The sequence below is a fragment of the Arthrobacter sp. efr-133-TYG-120 genome (assembly GCF_030209785.1).
In the GTDB taxonomy this organism is placed as follows: domain Bacteria; phylum Actinomycetota; class Actinomycetes; order Actinomycetales; family Micrococcaceae; genus Arthrobacter.
In genome coordinates this window covers 1-15,511 of record NZ_JARVRI010000045.1, presented here as the reverse complement: position 1 = coordinate 15,511, position 15,511 = coordinate 1, and the positions used below count along the sequence as shown (strand labels likewise).

11 protein-coding genes are annotated in these 15,511 nt (G+C 66.7%); 1 reads left to right on the top strand and 10 read right to left on the bottom strand.

Annotated features, from left to right (window positions below):
• The 9 genes from QRN51_RS22440 to QRN51_RS22400 form a co-directional block, all read right to left on the bottom strand.
• Positions 1–242 (bottom strand): hypothetical protein (locus tag QRN51_RS22440; RefSeq protein ID WP_284991952.1); only part of this gene is annotated, 242 nt, incomplete at its 3' end.
• Positions 243–271: 29 nt separating this feature from the next.
• Positions 272–3,202: a family 78 glycoside hydrolase catalytic domain gene (locus QRN51_RS22435; protein ID WP_284991951.1), complete on the bottom strand. Its 2,931-nt coding sequence runs from the start codon at positions 3,200–3,202 to the stop codon at positions 272–274.
• Between the two features lie 44 nt (positions 3,203–3,246).
• Positions 3,247–4,776: a glycoside hydrolase family 43 protein gene (locus QRN51_RS22430; RefSeq protein WP_284991950.1), complete on the bottom strand. Its 1,530-nt coding sequence runs from the start codon at positions 4,774–4,776 to the stop codon at positions 3,247–3,249.
• Positions 4,773–7,259 carry a beta-glucosidase family protein gene (locus QRN51_RS22425; protein WP_284991953.1) on the bottom strand — a complete coding sequence of 829 codons (2,487 nt, stop codon included), beginning with the start codon at positions 7,257–7,259 and terminating at the stop codon, positions 4,773–4,775. The genes QRN51_RS22430 and QRN51_RS22425 overlap by 4 nt, the downstream gene beginning before the upstream one ends.
• A 41-nt stretch (positions 7,260–7,300) precedes the next feature.
• Positions 7,301–8,737 (bottom strand): GH1 family beta-glucosidase, encoded by a 1,437-nt coding sequence (locus QRN51_RS22420; RefSeq protein ID WP_284991949.1) that lies wholly within the window; start codon positions 8,735–8,737, stop codon positions 7,301–7,303.
• Between the two features lie 53 nt (positions 8,738–8,790).
• The gene (locus tag QRN51_RS22415) at positions 8,791–9,651 is read right to left on the bottom strand and encodes an ATP-binding cassette domain-containing protein (RefSeq protein WP_284991948.1); all 861 of its coding nucleotides are present in this window, start codon (positions 9,649–9,651) and stop codon (positions 8,791–8,793) included.
• The gene (locus QRN51_RS22410) at positions 9,648–11,510 is read right to left on the bottom strand and encodes a dipeptide/oligopeptide/nickel ABC transporter permease/ATP-binding protein (protein ID WP_284991947.1); all 1,863 of its coding nucleotides are present in this window, start codon (positions 11,508–11,510) and stop codon (positions 9,648–9,650) included. The genes QRN51_RS22415 and QRN51_RS22410 overlap by 4 nt, the downstream gene beginning before the upstream one ends.
• Complete coding sequence (locus tag QRN51_RS22405) at positions 11,507–12,448, bottom strand: ABC transporter permease (RefSeq protein ID WP_284991946.1); 942 nt, start codon at positions 12,446–12,448, stop codon at positions 11,507–11,509. Before QRN51_RS22405 ends, QRN51_RS22410 begins: the two co-directional genes overlap by 4 nt.
• A gap of 87 nt (positions 12,449–12,535) precedes the next feature.
• Complete coding sequence (locus tag QRN51_RS22400; protein ID WP_059388462.1) at positions 12,536–14,059, bottom strand: ABC transporter substrate-binding protein; 1,524 nt, start codon at positions 14,057–14,059, stop codon at positions 12,536–12,538.
• A 185-nt stretch (positions 14,060–14,244) separates the two neighbouring features.
• Here QRN51_RS22400 and QRN51_RS22395 point away from each other — a divergent pair, with 185 nt between their 5' ends.
• Complete coding sequence (locus QRN51_RS22395) at positions 14,245–14,880, top strand: TetR/AcrR family transcriptional regulator (RefSeq protein ID WP_284991945.1); 636 nt, start codon at positions 14,245–14,247, stop codon at positions 14,878–14,880.
• 113 nt (positions 14,881–14,993) lie between these two features.
• Here the strand turns inward: QRN51_RS22395 and QRN51_RS22390 are convergent.
• Positions 14,994–15,511 (bottom strand): DUF5605 domain-containing protein (locus tag QRN51_RS22390; RefSeq protein ID WP_284991944.1); only part of this gene is annotated, 518 nt, incomplete at its 5' end.

The window sequence follows — 15,511 nt, the reverse complement described above, 5'->3', positions numbered from 1 at the left end:
GCCCGCTGGGCTGCAAGATCCTCGGGTTCCAACTCGCCGAGGAGGCGCAGGATTTGCGCGGTTTCCCCGGGCTTCCCCTGCAGGGCCTCCTCGGTTCCGAGGATGGTGCCCACCTCGTGGAAGTAGAGCGTGTGCAGCGCCGGGCTGTTCACAAGCGTGGGGACGCGTTCGCTCAGGATGCGGTTTCCTTCGGCGTGCCGCATCACGAAGTACAGGGGGCTTTCAGCGGTGAAAGTGGTCATCTTTGCCTTCTCGGTTCAGGGTTCTCAGGTCAGTGTTCTCGTGGAGCAAGGGGCGGGACATCGGTGCGTGTGCCGCTCAGTGCCGACAATGCGGAGCCGATCTCTCGCTTGATGGGCGCTGGAGTGAAGGTCAGCCCCTGGTTCAGGGACGTCTGGCGGTACCAGACGGTGTCCTTGCGGAATTGGGCGGCCGCGGCGGGATCGTGCGCGTCGATGGCCTGCCAGACTGCCGCGTAGGCCCCGGGATCGTCCATGATGGCGGACAGCGGCGAGTCCAAGGACACGGCACTGTACGCCGCGCCAGGAGCGGCGTCGGGCACGTCCCAGGCGTACCGGCCGGATCCCACTTCGAACTCCTCGGATCCGTCAGGCACGGAAACGACGGCGGTGGTCCCCGGAGGCACGACGGCTTCCACGAGGATCCGCTCGCCGGAACGCTTCCAGGCCACGCTGGCCAGGCCGTACGGCGTCTCGTGTGAGGTGCCGGCATGCTGCAGGCTGCGGAGCGGACGCGGAGCGATGTGCTGTTTCCGGTAGCCCGGCGCAGCAGGAGCCAGGCCGGCAACGGTCCGGTGCATCCAGTCGGCAATGGCGCCGAGCGCGTAGTGGTTGAAGGAGGTCATTTCGCCGGGGTTGACCGTGCCGTCCTCCAGGATGGAGTCCCAGCGTTCCCAGATGGTGGTGGCGCCCTGGGTGACCGGGTAGAGCCAGGACGGGCATTCGGTCTGGGTGAGCAAGCGCTCAGCGGCATCCATGTGCCCGGTGACCGTCAGGGCGTCCGCGATGAGGGGCGTGCCGACGAAACCGGTGGCGATCCTGTAGCCGCCCAGCCGAACGAGTTCCGCGAGCCGGTCACCAAGTGCCTGGCGTTGGACGGGGTCCGTGCTGATCCCGAACATGATTGCCAGCGAGTAGGCCGTCTGCGCATCGGAAACCATGCGGCCGGCGGGCGTGACGTATTCGGCCAGGAACGCGCTGCGCACGTCTTCGGCGAGGGTTGAGTATTTGCCGTGGTCGTCGTCGGCGCCCAGCACGGCCGCGGCCTTGGCCGTGAGGTCGAGGGAACGGAAAAGGTAGGCGCTGGCCACGATGTCGCCGTGGGTGCGGGCGGCGCCGGGCTTGTCCGGCGGTGCTGCCGGGTCCAGCCAGTCGCCCAGCTGCATTTGGCCCTGCCACAAGCCGGAGCTGTCCCGGACGCGGAGCAACGCATCAGCCCAATCGCACATGCTTCGGTACTGCCGGCCCAGCAGTCCGAGGTCGCCGAAGCGTTCATAGAGCACCCACGGAACCACCGTGGCGGCGTCACCCCAGGCGGCCACGGGCGATTCCAGCATGCCGAGCACCGCAGGAACGACAATGGGCACCACACCATTGCGGTGGCTCTGTTCGAGGGCGAGATCCTGCAGCCAGGAACTGAGGAACCCCAAGGAGTCGTAGAGGTAGCTGGCCGTCGGGCTGAAGACCTGGATGTCTCCGGTCCACCCAAGGCGCTCATCCCGTTGCGGGCAGTCCGTGGGCAGCGCCAGGAAGTTGCCGCGCATTCCCCACAAGGCGTTCTCATGCAGGCGGTTCAACATCGGGTCCGAACACTCGAACCATCCGGTGCGGCGCATGTCGTTGTGGATGACGACGGCGGTGATCGCCGCCGGGTCCAGCTCGCCGGGCCAGTTGTCTACTTGTGCATAGCGGAACCCGTGGAACGTGAAGCGAGGCTCCCATTCCTCCTCCCCGGAATCCTCCCCGCCGCCGGCGAGCGTGTAGCTGTCCGTAGCGGCAGCCAGGCGAAGCGGACGGAGGGACAGTTCACCATCTTCCAGGACCTCGGCATGGCGGAGTGTGATCCGGCGTCCCGCGTCGCCGCTTACCCGGATCCGGAGGCGGCCCACCAGGTTCTGGCCGAAGTCCAGGACGGTGGCGCCGGATGGCGTGGTCAGGACTTCCCTGACAGGCAGTTCTTCGATCCGACGGACCGGAGGCGCCACGGCGGGAGTTGCCTCCGCCCACGGCTTGGAGCCCGGGGCCCTGGAATCCGCAGCTCCGGAGTCCACGGAAGCGGGAAGCCAGCGCGAATCGTCGAAATCCGGCAATGACCAGCCGGCCTCGATACGCCGCGCATCGAAAGATTCCCCCGCGTAGATGCCGCTGGAAACGAGTGGGCCCGCCGTGGTGCCCCGCCACTCCGGGCCGCTGGCCACGGTTTGCCGCGTGCCGTCGGCGTATTCGAGATGCAGTTCCACTTTGACGGCCGGCTGCTCGCCGTAGAACGGTGTGGCAAAGCCGTGGAAGCCGTATTTTTCGGTGTACCAGCCTCCCGCGAGCCACACACCAATGGCGTTGGCCCCCTGTTTGAGGAGCGCGGTGACGTCGGTGGTTTCGTGGTTGAGTCGGTCGGCGTAAGCCGTCCAGCCCGGTTTCAGAACCTGGTCATCCACTTCCGAGCCGTTGATTTCGGCCTGGTAGACACCGTGCGCGGTGGCGAAGAGGGTGGCTTTGGCCAAGCCCGGGCCCACCGTGAATTCGTGCCGCAATTGGCCGGGCTGCCCGAGCGGAATCTCCGCCCGGGAAAGGACGGGCAGGCCGATCGCTTCGGCCTGCCACGGCCCTTCAAGGTAGCCCCCCGCCAAAGCCAAGGGTGCGCTCCAAGCCGTGGTGCCGCCGTCGTTCCCCGAGACGCGCACCTCGACTGCCACCTGCTCCCCGGCGTCGATGGCCCCAAAAGGCCACTCCACCAGCACCGAGTCAGGGCCTTCGTGCACTGCCGACTCGACAGCCCCCGCACGGGTCAGCCGCAGTTCGGCACGGGTCTGCTGCCAATCGGTGCTGTCCGTGGCGACGACCCAGCTGAGCCGCGGCCGCGGATTGGCCACGAAGGCGGTATCGGTCCTGTACTCAGCGCTGAACCGGCTGACAGAAGCCTGGCGGAGACCTGCTGGCTGCGGTGCCAGGGATGTTGATGTCACGGAGGGGCCTTTCGGAAGCGGTGGGTGGATAGGCGCCGGAGTTCCTACTGTGGTTCGCGGCCTTCACCACGGAACCAGTCGAACGTGACCGTGCCGCGGCTCGCGAAGACGCCGGAAACGCGTCCCGTGAAGGAGGCTGCGGTTTCCGCCGAGAGGTAGCGGCCGTCCAGTTCGGCCAAGGTGAGCAGTTCGCCGTCGACGACTGCCTGGAGGGCGATGGTGTCCGAGCTCAGGTGCCCGAATCCCGCGCCCGAATCCGGCTGTCGGGTTGCGATGCGAAGTTCCAGTGGTCCGGCGGGAACCTGTCGCGTCCAGCTTTGTTCGATCGAGGAGATCCGGGCCCGCGCCGTCAGGGTGGTTCCGCTCAGTTCGATCGAATAGTGGTGTGCCTCGTCGTAGCGGACGGCGAGGCCGCCGGCATTCCTTCCCCCGTCAAGGGGGTCCAGGTCTTCGGACGATCCGGTGCCCACCAGCGCGGAGATGGTCTCCACCTGGTACCGCTGGCGGCGGCCCAGGAAGGAAGGCCTTGGATCGTCCAGGCTGGCGCCGTCGCTGACCAGGGTGAGGCGCCCGGGGTTCTTCTCGGTGGAGGCGAACGTGCCGGGGAATCGCCGCACGGCGATCCAGCCGCCGTCGAGCTCGGTTTCCGCAAAGTTGTCCTCGAACTCACCGCCGCCCGGGCGGGGGTTGAGGATGACGGGTTCGACGACGGGCCAGCCGTCCTCCCACGTGACCGGGGTGATGAAGGTTTCCCGGCCCAGGGCGGAGAAGGCCCGGGTCATGCCCTTGGGCCGCATGCCCAAGAGCACCATGGCCCAGCCGCCGTCGGGCGTCTGCACGAGGTCGCCGTGGCCGGTGTTCTGGATGGGACGCTCGGTGCTGCGGGCACTCAAGATGGGGTTGGCCGGGTTGCCCTCGAAAGGACCGGCCGGCGAGGTTCCGCGGGCAATGCTGACGCTGTGTCCGCGCTCGGTCCCGCCTTCGGCGATCATGAGGTACCAGTAGTCGCCATGCCGGTAAAGGTGGGGCGCTTCCGGGAACATCAGTCCGGTCCCGGACCACACGCTACGGGGCACCTCAAGGGCCTTGCCGGTTTCCAGATCCACGCGGACTTGGAGGATGCCGCCGTGCTCGCCGATGTTCCCGGTGACGGTGTCGAGTCCCGAGTACGTCATGTAGGCGGTGCCGTCCTCGTCCCAGGCAAGGTCCTGGTCGATGCCGATGGCGCCCTCAATGGCGAGTCCGTCGCTCCATGGCCCGGCAGGGTCCTCTGCCGTGAACACCAGGGTCCCGCGTGCCATGGCGTCGGTGACAGCGACGTAGAAGAGGCCGTCGTGGAAACGGATGGTGGGTGCCCACGCGCCTCCAAGGGTGGGCACGTCCCTTGAATCGAGTTGCCCTTCCCGGTCCACCACGTGGCCGATCCGGTCCCAGTTGACCAGGTCGGTGCTGTGGTAGACCGGAATGCCGGGGAGGTATTCGAACGTGGAGGTCGCCAGATAGTAGTCCTCGCCGACCTTGACGATGCTGGGATCGGGGTTGAAGCCGGGAATCAGTGGGTTGGGGAAGTTCATGCAGCGCCTCCAAGTGTGAGAACGGTTTCGAGCGGCAGTTCGGTGACGGAGGTGCCGATGCGCAGGCGGTAGTCACCGGGTTCGTAGGTCCAGCCGTTGTCCCAGTAGGCCAGCAGCCGGGTGGGCACATTGATCACCGCGGTGCGGGTTTCGCCGGGTTCGGCCCATACGGGGGCGGAGGCGACGAGCCAGCGCACGGGACGGTCCACGGCGGAGCCGGGCCGTTCGGCGTAGACCTGCACCACCTGCTTGCCGGGGCGGGTGCCGGTGTTGGTGAGGGTCACCGTGAGGGGCACGACGGCGCCGGGCACCGCGATCGCGGAGGTGTCGGTGCCGGGGGCCTCGGCGGTGTCGAGGGTCCAACGGGTGTAGCCGAGTCCGTGCCCGAATTCGTAGGCCGGTTCCGTCCCTTCCTTGAGCCAGGCCCGGTAGCCGATGTGGATGCCCTCGGTGTAGGCGAGTTCCCCGTTCGCGTCGGGGGTGGTGTTGAGGACCGGCACGTCCTCCTGGGCCCCGGGCCAAGTGGTCGGGAGCCGTCCGCCGGGCTCGGCCGCGCCGGTGAGGATGTCGGCGAGGGCGGTGCCGAATTCCTGCCCGCCGAAGTACCCGATCAGGATCGCCGCCACCTCGTCCCGCCAGGGCAGCAGCACCGGGGACCCGGAGTTCACCACCACCACGGTGCGCGGGTTGGCCGCGGCGACGGCGCGGACCAGGCGGTCCTGCAGGCCCGGAAGCTCCAGGGTGGTGCGGTCGTAGCCTTCGGATTCGACGCGCGAGTTCGTGCCGACCACGACGACGGCGACCTCGGCCGCCCGGGCCGCGGCGACGGCGTCGTTGATGAGGGCCTCGGGGTCGGTGTGGTCCGCTTCGAGCCCGATGGTCACGGCCAGGGCGTTGCCCAGGGCGCCGGCGCGCCCGGCGAGGTCCAGTTCCACCGTCACTTCCAGCGGAACACCCGCCGTGGCCTCGAGCGGGACGGAAGCGGAGGGCGGGGCCAGGAACGCCGCGCCCAGGTCCGTGCCCGTGGCCTCGATGGACGCCTCATGCGCCAGGACCCCGTCCACGAAGATCCGCCCGTGCCCCACGGTGGAGAAGCCCAGCCGGATGGTGCCGGTCTCCTCGGGCGTGTAGTGGGTATGGAACTGGACCATGGAAGACTCCGCGATCGGGGCATCCCCGCCGAACCAAACCAGCGCGGTGGAGCGGCGGTCCTCCGCGAACAGTTCCTTGCCCGTGGAGGCAAAGAAGCGCACCCGCAGCCCCGGCTCGCCCGTGACAGGGTTCCTGAGCTGTTCCAGGGGCAGTTCGGCGATGCCTTCCTGCACCACCGCGCCCACGGTGTAGCTGACGTTCTCCGGCCTGAACGCCGCACGGATCCCGTCCAGCGGGGTGACGATCCTTTCCGGGACCACGGTCGCGGACCCGCCGCCCTGGGTCCTGGCATGGCGGGCATTGTGCCCGATCACCGCGACGCCGGTCACGGAGGCGGGAGCCAGCGGCAGCACGCCGTCGTTCTTCACCATCACCGTCCCGGCCACGGATGCTTCCCGGGCGAACACGACCGGGTCCTCCCGCTCCGCCGGCTCCGCTGCCACGGGTTCGAAACCTTCCAGGGCGCCCACCCGGGCGGCGAGCTGCAGGATCCGCAACACCTTCCGGTCAACCGCGGCCTCCGGAACCGTGCCGCACTTCACCGCCAGCACGAGCGCCGAACCCCACGGACCGTCCGGACCCGGCATCACGAGGTCCTGGGAGTGCTTCGCGCTTTCCACGCTGCGCACCGCGGTCCAGTCGCTGATCACCACGCCGTCGAAACCCCACTCGGTGTTCAGCGGGGCTTCCAGCAGCTCGTTCTCCGTGGCCGTGGCACCGTTGACCGAGTTGTACGCGCTCATCACCAGCCACGCCTTCGAGTCCACAATGGCCTTCTCGAACGCCAGCAGGTACAGCTCCCGCAAGGGCCGCTCCGCCACCTTCACATCGACGGTGAACCGGTCCGTCTCCGAGTCATTGGCCACGTAATGCTTGGGGGTCGCACCGACGCCGTTGCGCTGCACGCCGGCCACATACGCCGCCGCGAGCTCCGCGGTCAGGACCGGGTCCTCGCTGAACGCCTCGAAATGCCGGCCGCCCAGCGGGGAACGGTGCAGGTTGATCGTCGGGCCGAGCACCACGTCGACGCCCTTCCGGCGGGCCTCGACCGCCGAGGCAGCCCCCAAACGGTCCGCCATCGCGGGATCCCAGGACGAGCTGATCGCCGTCGCGGACGGGAAATTCATCGATGGCTGCCGCTCATCCCACACCTCGCCGCGCACCCCCGTTGGCCCGTCCGAGAACAACATCCGCCGCAACCCGATCTTCTCCACCGGCCACGTCGTCCAGAAATCCCGGCCCGTCAGCAACCGCACCTTCTCCTCCAGGCTCAGCCGGGCCAGCAGGGACTCGAGGCGTTGGTCGATGGTCTGGTCGGTGAGGAGTTCCATGGTGGCTTTCTTGTCTGACTTGAGGGATGAAGTGTCGATGCTCATGCGGTGGCACCCGTGGTGGCTGCGGCCCCGGCGGCTTCGCGCTGGGCGGCAATGATGTCCCGGTACCAGTACGCGCTCCACTTGGGGATGCGGGCCTGGGTGCCGTAGTCCACGTAGACCAGGCCGAAGCGTTTGTCGTAGCCTTCGGCCCATTCGAAGTTGTCCATGAAGGACCACGCGAAGTAGCCGCGGACGTCCACGCCGTCGGCGATCGCCTCGCCTACCGCGGAAATGTAGCCGCGCAGGTAGTCGATGCGTTCGGGGTCGCGGACCTCGCCGTTCGGATCCACGTAGTCGTGGAACGTGACGCCGTTTTCCGTGACGTACAGAGGAAGGGAGGTGTATTCGGCGGCGACCCGCTTGAGTACCGCTTTGAGTGCCACGGGCGTATTGGACCAACCGAACGACGACGGTGCCGGCAGCACGTGCGTCCAGCTTGCCCCTCCCGGGGCTGCTTCGTCCGCGGAAACCAGCATGTTGGTGTAGTGGTTGATTCCGGCAAAGTCCCCGGGTGCCGAGATGATGGCCAGGTCTCCGGGTTGGACGAGGTCTTCGGCCGAAGCTCCCTCGCCGGTGGCGGTCAGCCCGTACTGGCCGTAGACCCCGATGGTGGACTCGGCGTAGCGGCCCCGGTAGACGGGGTCCAGGAAGATCCGGTTGCTGACGGCGTCCCAGTATTCCGTGGCCTTGCGGTCGGCTTCGGAATCGCTGGCCGGGTTGAGGTTGCCGATGATATTGGTGATGCCCACTTTGGCCTCGGGGCGGCGGGCACGGAATTCGGCCAGCGCCAAGCCATGGGCCAGGAGCAAGTGATGGGCTGCGCGCACGGCGAGGCGGTCGTCCTTGATGCCTGGGGCCTGCATGCCCCAGGAGTGGCCAAGGAAGGCCGCGCACATCGGCTCGTTGATGGTGATCCAGTACTCGGCAAGGTCACCCAACGCCTCGGCCACGAGCCCTGCGTACTCCCCGAAACGGTGGGCAGTACGCCGGGCCGGCCAGCCGCCGTCGTCCTGCAGTGTTTGCGGGAGGTCCCAGTGGTAGAGCGTCACGTACGGGGTGATGCCGCGGGCTGCGCAGCCCGCCAGCAGGTCACGGTAAAAGCGCACGCCTTCCGGGTTGAGCGGGCCGACGCCGGTGGGCTGCAGCCGGGACCAGGACAAGGACAGCCGGTAAGACGGGATGCCCAGCTCCACCATGAGGTCAAGGTCCTGTTCCCAGCGGTGGAAGTGGTCGCAGGCGATGTCCCCGTTGTCACCGTGGATGGTGGTGCCCGGCCGGTGGGAGAAGGTGTCCCAGATGCTCTGGCCGCGTCCGCCCTCGTTGACGGCACCTTCGATTTGGTACGCGGCGGTGGCCACGCCCCAGGCGAAGTCGGCGGGAAACGTTGCGGCCGGGGAGAGTTCCGGGCTCGCGGACAGTGGCGGCTGAGTCATGGGCTCGCCTTTCGTGGGTCTGTGTTTGTTCTGAAGGTGGGGCTGGCAGCGGGTCAGGCCACGCCGGCCTGGACGTTCTGCTGGTGCTGGATGTCCAGCAAGCGCAGGCGGTCGGCGCGGCGCTGGGCTTGCCGGTCCGGATCGGGGACCGGGGCGGCCATGAAGAGCCTCTGGGTGTAGGGATGCTCGGGTTCTCCGGTGACTTGCCCGCCGTCGCCCCATTCGACGATTTCGCCGTGATACATCACGGCGACGCGGTGGCTGAGGTGGCGGACCACCGCGAGGTCGTGCGAGACGAAGAGGTAGGCGACGCCGGTGCGTTCCTGGATCTCGATGAAAAGGTCCAGCACCGTGGCTTGGGTGGAGAGGTCCAGGGCCGAGACGGGTTCGTCGCACACGATCAGCTTCGGATCCAGTGCCAGGGCCCGGGCGATGGCGATGCGTTGGCGCTGCCCGCCGGAGAACTCGCGCGGCAGCCGGTGGGCGGCGCCGTGCGGCAACCGGACCTGGTCCAGCAGCTCGGCGACCCGCTTGTTGGCGGCCTGGCGTTCCACTTTCCGGACCGTGAGCGGCTCGGTGAGGATCTGCTCGATGGTCATGGACGGGTTGAGCGAGGTGTACGGATCCTGGAACACCACCTGGATCTCGTGGCTGAGCTCCTTGCGCTGGGCGCGCGTGGCTTGGGAGATTTCCTGGCCGCGGTACTTGATGCTTCCCCCGGTGACCGGGGCGAGCCCCAGCACGGCGCGGCCCAGCGTGGTCTTGCCGGAGCCCGACTCCCCCACCAGGCCCACCGTCTCGCCGGGGCGGATGTCGAGGGAAACGCCCTTGAGGGCCTTGAACGGTTCCTTCCGGAAGCCCTTGAGGGGATATTCGACGACGACGTCCCGGACGTCGAGCAGTGTTTCGGTCATGGCTTCACTCCTGTCAGGCTGGTGAGGGATCCGTCGGTGCTTGCACCGTTTGTGCGGGGACCAGCGGCGCCCAGCGGGCCGCGCGGTGCCGCATCCTCGAGGATCGCTTCCAGCAGTTGCCGGGTGTACGGGTGGCGGGCGTCCTTGAAGATGGTCCGGACGGGCCCGGTTTCCACGACGCGGCCTGTCTGCATCACGGTCACGCGGTCGCACAGATCGGCGACGACACCGAAGTTGTGGGTCACCAGGATGACGCCCATTTTCAGCTCGTCCTGGAGTTCGCGCAGCAGGTCGAGCACTTCGGCCTGCACCGTGACGTCCAATGCAGTGGTGGGCTCGTCCGCGATAAGCAGGTCCGGCTCGCAGGAGACCGCGCCGGCAATCAGCACCCGTTGGGCCATGCCTCCGGAGATCTCGTGCGGGTAGGCGTTGAAGGTCCGTTCGGGGTGGGGAATCCCCACTTTGGCCAGCAGTGCCAGTGCGCGCTTCCGTGCCTCCGCTTTGGATATGCCCAGGCATACCCGCATGGGCTCCATGAGCTGGCTGCCGATCGTGAAGGCGGCGTCCAGGTTGCTCATGGGTTCCTGCGGGATATAGGCGATGCGCTGGCCGCGGACCTTCGTCATTTCCTTCTCGGAGAGGCGGGCCAGGTCCGTGCCGTCGAAGACGATGGAGCCACCCGTGACACGTCCGCCCTGCGGCAGGAGCCGGAGGATAGAGAAGGCGGTCTGGGTCTTGCCCGAGCCGGACTCGCCCACCAGCCCGTGAACCTCGCCCCGGCGGACCGTGAGGCCCACATGGTTCACCACGTGGGTGGTGGAACCATCGGGCTGGTCGTAGCCGACGCCCAGGTCGGTGACCTCCAGGATGACTTCACCGGCGCTAGCAGTGCGTGCACCGGCGGGTGTTTCGGGATGCACCACGGCCGGCTCGCCGCGCTTGGCGGCAGCTTCTGCGGAATCGACGACGGCGGTCCCTTTCCGGCGGCGCTTGACCGGCCCGCGGCTGCGCTCGAGTTCGTCGCGCATCGCATTGGCCAGCAGGGTCAGCGCGATGCAGACGACGCCGAGGACGAGGCTTGGCCACAGGACAAGGGTGGGTGCCTTGTAGAGGTTGATGAAGCCGTCGTTGAGCATGCTCCCCCACGTGGGGATGTTGAGGTCGCCCAGGCCGAGGAATTCCAGGCCGGCCTGGATGGCGATGGCGATGCCAAGGACCATGGCGGACTGGATGATGACGGGTGCGCGCACCACGGTGAGGATGTGGCGGCCGATGATCCGGAAATCGCTGAGCCCGGAGACCCGTGCCGCGTCGACGTAGAGTTCGTTGCGCACCGCCGTCACGCAGGCGTACACCAAGCGGAAGTAGGCCGGGGAAAGCAGGACGCCGAAGATCATCATGGACAACCACATCGATGGCCCCACGACGGCCCGCGCGGCCAACAGAATGACGATGCCGGGCATTGCCATGAGCAGGCCGGTGAGCCAGGAGGACGCCGAATCGAACCAGCCGCCGTAGTATCCGGCAACCAGGCCGCCGGTGACGCCGATCGCGACGGCGACAACCAGCGCCAACAGCGCCCCGGCCAGGCTGAACTGTCCAGCGAAGAGCAGTCGGCTGAAGACGTCACGGCCGGCACTGTCCGCTCCCAGCACGTGGTCCGGGCTGGACTTGGCCAGGACCGCCTGCAGGCTGGCCAGGCCGGGGTCGTGCGTTGCGAGCACAGGTGCCAGCACCGCGGCCAAGGCCACGATCGCGAGGACCAGCATGGATACGGCGCCGGTGGGGTTCGTGAGGAGCTTGCGGAACAAGGAGACTTTGGCTGCCTGGGTGGGCAGTGCGATGGAAGTGTCGATCATGACAGCCGAACTTTCGGGTTGAGCCAGCCTTGGGCGAGGTCGATGATGAGGTTGACGATCACCACGATGGCGGCGGTGGCGACGACGACGCCCATCACCACCGGGATGTCCCCCTGGCTGGTGGCGGCAACGGCGATCTGCCCGAGGCCGGGCAGGGCGAAGATCTGTTCAACGATCACGGCACCGCCGAGCAGGCCGATGAACTGGACCGCGAGGACTGCCAGGGCAGGACCGCCGGCGTTGCGCAGCACGTGCCTGTACACCACCCGGTTGAAGGAGAGGCCGCGGGCCCGGAGCGTGCGGACATAATCCTGGCGGAGGGCATCGATCAGGGAGCCCCGGACCTGCTGGACCACCGAGGCGATACAGCCGATCGAAAGGGCGATGATCGGCAAGGTGACCGTGGCCGCCCAGCCGCCGAACGACGTCGTAATCGGTATATAGCCGGTGGCCTTGAACCACTTGAGGTTCAAAGCGAACAGGGACACGAGTCCCAAAGCGATGAGGAAGCCGGGAATCGCGAATCCCAGGACGCCCACGAACTGGACCACACGGTCCACCCAGCCCCGGCGCACTGCGGCCAGGACAGCGATGACCACGGAGATCACGGCCGCGATGATGGTGGCGCCCAACACCAGGGAGAGGGTCACCGATACCCGGCTGGTGACGCCGGTGCTGACCAGCTGGCCGTTGAACCACGAGCGTCCAAGGTCGCCGGTGACGGCGTGGGTGAGCCAATCCCAGTACTGGACCACGAGCGGGCGGTTCAGGCCCAGCTGGGAAGCCTTCAGGGTCACCTGGGCCTGGCTGGCTGTGGGGCCCACGATGCGGCGGGCGATGTCGCCGCCACCCGCGTACAGCAGCAAGTAGGCGACCGTTGTAATGACGAACAGCAGGAGGACGCCCGAAAGCAGGCGGCGCAGCACGAAACGGTACATCAAAGTTCCTTAAGGGAAGGTTCCTGGGGCCACCGGAGCCGGACCGCGGCTTGGGTCTGCACGTGGTCCGGTCCCGGCGGCTGTCCGCTAGGAGGCGGGAGAGAAGGACCAGATGAACGGGTAGGCGTTACCCGTCTGGACCTCGACCTTGGTCTTGGCGTCGGTGACGAAGCTGGACTGCGGGCGGTACCACGGAGCGAACCATGCCTGCTCCACGATGTATTTGTTCAGTTCCTTCGCGGCGGCCGTCTGCTCATCCGTAGAACCGACATGGATCTTGTTGATCAGCTCGTCCACCTTCGGGTCCTCGTACTTGTACGGGTTCCACGGGGCACCGGGAGCGATCTTCATGTTGATCAGCTGCCAGTCGGACTGCTGCTCCAGGATCATGTAGCTCACGCCATACTTCGGCGCCAGGAGGTCGGCGATGAAGTTGTTGCCCGTGTCCGTGAACTCCGCCGTGATGCCGACGTCCTTGAGCTGCTGCGTGATGAGCGCAGGGAGGGTGTTGCCCATGAGCGCCGAGGACGGCAGCTTCAGGGTCAGCCCGCTGGCGTATCCGGCCTGGGCAAGCAGTTCCTTGGCCTTGGCAGGGTTGTAGGCGTAGCGGGAGTCCAGGGACTTGTCATAGGCAGCCGACGACGGCGGGAACACCTGGGTGGTCAGCTCGCCATAGCCCTGGCCGATTGACTGCAGCATCGCCTTGGTGTCGAAGGCGTAGTTGAGTGCCTGCCGGACGCGGACGTCCTTGAGCGCGGGGTTGGTGGTTCCGGCCCGGTCAAACAGGATGAGCCCTGCCCAGTTCAGCTGGAGTGGGTTGACCTTGTACCCGGCAGCCTGGATCTCCGTGAGCGTGTTGTTGTCGGCGGTGTTGGCGGCGTTGAGCTGTCCGGACTTGATGGCGTTCAGCAGGGAGGTCTGGTCACCGTAGACGTTGAGGACAAGGTTGTCGTAGTGCACCAAACTCTTGTCCCAGTAATTCGGGTTGCGGTGGTAGCTGTAGGACGTGCCGGTCACGGTGGCGGCGGTATCCAGCACATACGGACCGGAGCCGACGGGTTTGGTGGCGATGTCGGCGTTGCCGAAGGACGCCGGGCTCTGCATGAAGGACGCGTCCTTGGACAGGTAGTTCAGGAACGCCGGGTCCGGGGCGGACAGGGTCAGTTCCAGCGTGGTTGCGTCCACGGCTTTGGCAGTCTTCAGTGCCGCCATGAACTGTGCATCCGGAGACGTTCCTGCCTTGAAGCGCTCAAGGTTCTGCTTCGCGGCGTCGGCATTGAAGGGGGTGCCGTCGGTGAACTTGACGTCGTCACGCAGGGTGAGCGTCAGGACAGTCTTGTCCGCGTTGTACTTCCAGTCTTTGGCCAGCATCGGCACGAGCGAGCCATCCGGCTTCATCCGGATCAAAGTGTCGTACACGGCCTGGTAGAACGGCGACAGGTTGGCGAACTCGGACTGGTTTGCAGCGAAGGTCTTGGGCGCCAACAGCGCGCCCAGGGTCAGGGTTTGGGAGGACTGGTCCTGGGGGGCGGCGGCTCCGCCACCACCACAAGCAGTGAGCCCCAGGGCAACAGCCGCAATGACTGCGGCCATTCGCTTGGATCGGAACATCGTTGGTCCCTTTCACGATCAGTGGCGTCCACCATGGACGGCCATTGGGAAAGACCGTAACATCAAAAACCTAGTGACCACTAGGTTTTAGCCGAACTTTTTGAATCGTTATGAAATGTGACGATGCGCACAGTGGTTGACCAATTGATGGACTTATTGAAAATCGACGTTGTTAGGGTTGATCCATGAAAGAGACGGCGGGCGGCATCCAGCCCGAAACGGTGCGCCGAGGGCGCCGCGGGACTTATGCCAAGACGGAGGCCCGGAGGCAGGAAATCCTGAAGGCCGCCTTCGCCGTCTTTTCATCCTCGGGATACCGCTCGGGCTCGCTGAAGGACGTGGCGGACAAAGTGGGCCTGACCCAAGCAGGGCTCCTGCACCACTTTCCCAGCAAGGAAGCCTTGCTTGAGGCAGTCTTGACCTTCCGCGACGACGAGTCCGCGATCTACACCGGGGCCTTGGATGCCAAGGGTGCGGACTTGCTGCACGCCATGGTGGATCTGACCCGGCACAACACCACCATCCCAGGCCTCGTGGCGCTGTACTGCGTACTGTCCGCGGAAGCCACCGACACCGAGCACCCGGCCCACGAGTACTTTCTTGAACGGTACGAGCGGGTACGCGGCTTGCTGAGCGATGCTTTCTCGCACATGGCGGACGAAGGCACGTTACGGCCCGGCGTCGCGCCTGCCGCAGCGGCACGCCAGCTGACCGCGCTCATGGACGGCTTGCAGGTCCAGTGGCTCCTCGACAACGATTCCGTGGACATGCCCTCCGAAGTCGCGGCCTACTTGAATGCCGTCACGACCGAGAGCTTCTAGCCCACCCAACTAACTCCCAGTAGATGTCGTTATAAGGCCTGAAAACGACATTAAGTGCGAGCTAGTTGGGTGGGGGTACGGCAGTTGGGTCCGGGTGCGGCAGTCGGGCGGGGCTAGCCGACGGCGCGGAGCCTGACGGCGATGAACTGGCGGCCGGGGAGCTCCACGCGGAAGCGCCCTTCCACTGCGTCCGGCAGGGTGTCAATGCTCATGTTCCAGGTGTCGATGATGTCCACCTCGTAACGGCGGCCGGCGGGCATCACGAAGTTCCGGTAGGTGGGCTGGTTGAAACCGAAATAGCTGATCTCGTACTCGTGCCGGATGCCGGCCGTGGGGACGTCCCAGGCGCTCGCCAGCGGCTCGAGGAACCCGCCCGGGGTTTCCTCGAGGATGCGGCGCAGGAAAGCGATCCGCTCCGGGCTGCTGCCATGGAATTCGCCGCCCTTGGCCCACCACAGCACGTCAGCAGCGTGCATGTACGTTTCGCCGTGGCCCACGTAACCGCCCCGGACGGCCCCCTCCCAGAACCGCCGGGTCATTTCCTCGCCGGTGATGTTTCCCCAGCCCTGATCAATGTTGCCCTCGTACGCGCACTCGTCGATGACCACCGGTTTGCCCCAGCGCTCCCGCC

What these genes read in the sequence shown, in the direction of transcription:
- QRN51_RS22430 (WP_284991950.1), bottom strand. Translation starts at nt 4,776, where the DNA reads ATGAACTTCCCCAACCCACTGATTCCCGGCTTCAACCCCGATCCCAGC.
- QRN51_RS22425 (WP_284991953.1), bottom strand. Translation starts at nt 7,259, where the DNA reads ATGGAACTCCTCACCGACCAGACCATCGACCAACGCCTCGAGTCCCTG.
- QRN51_RS22420 (WP_284991949.1), bottom strand. Translation starts at nt 8,737, where the DNA reads ATGACTCAGCCGCCACTGTCCGCGAGCCCGGAACTCTCCCCGGCCGCA.
- QRN51_RS22415 (WP_284991948.1), bottom strand. Translation starts at nt 9,651, where the DNA reads ATGACCGAAACACTGCTCGACGTCCGGGACGTCGTCGTCGAATATCCC.
- QRN51_RS22410 (WP_284991947.1), bottom strand. Translation starts at nt 11,510, where the DNA reads ATGATCGACACTTCCATCGCACTGCCCACCCAGGCAGCCAAAGTCTCC.
- QRN51_RS22405 (WP_284991946.1), bottom strand. Translation starts at nt 12,448, where the DNA reads ATGTACCGTTTCGTGCTGCGCCGCCTGCTTTCGGGCGTCCTCCTGCTG.
- QRN51_RS22400 (WP_059388462.1), bottom strand. Translation starts at nt 14,059, where the DNA reads ATGTTCCGATCCAAGCGAATGGCCGCAGTCATTGCGGCTGTTGCCCTG.
- QRN51_RS22395 (WP_284991945.1), top strand. Translation starts at nt 14,245, where the DNA reads ATGAAAGAGACGGCGGGCGGCATCCAGCCCGAAACGGTGCGCCGAGGG.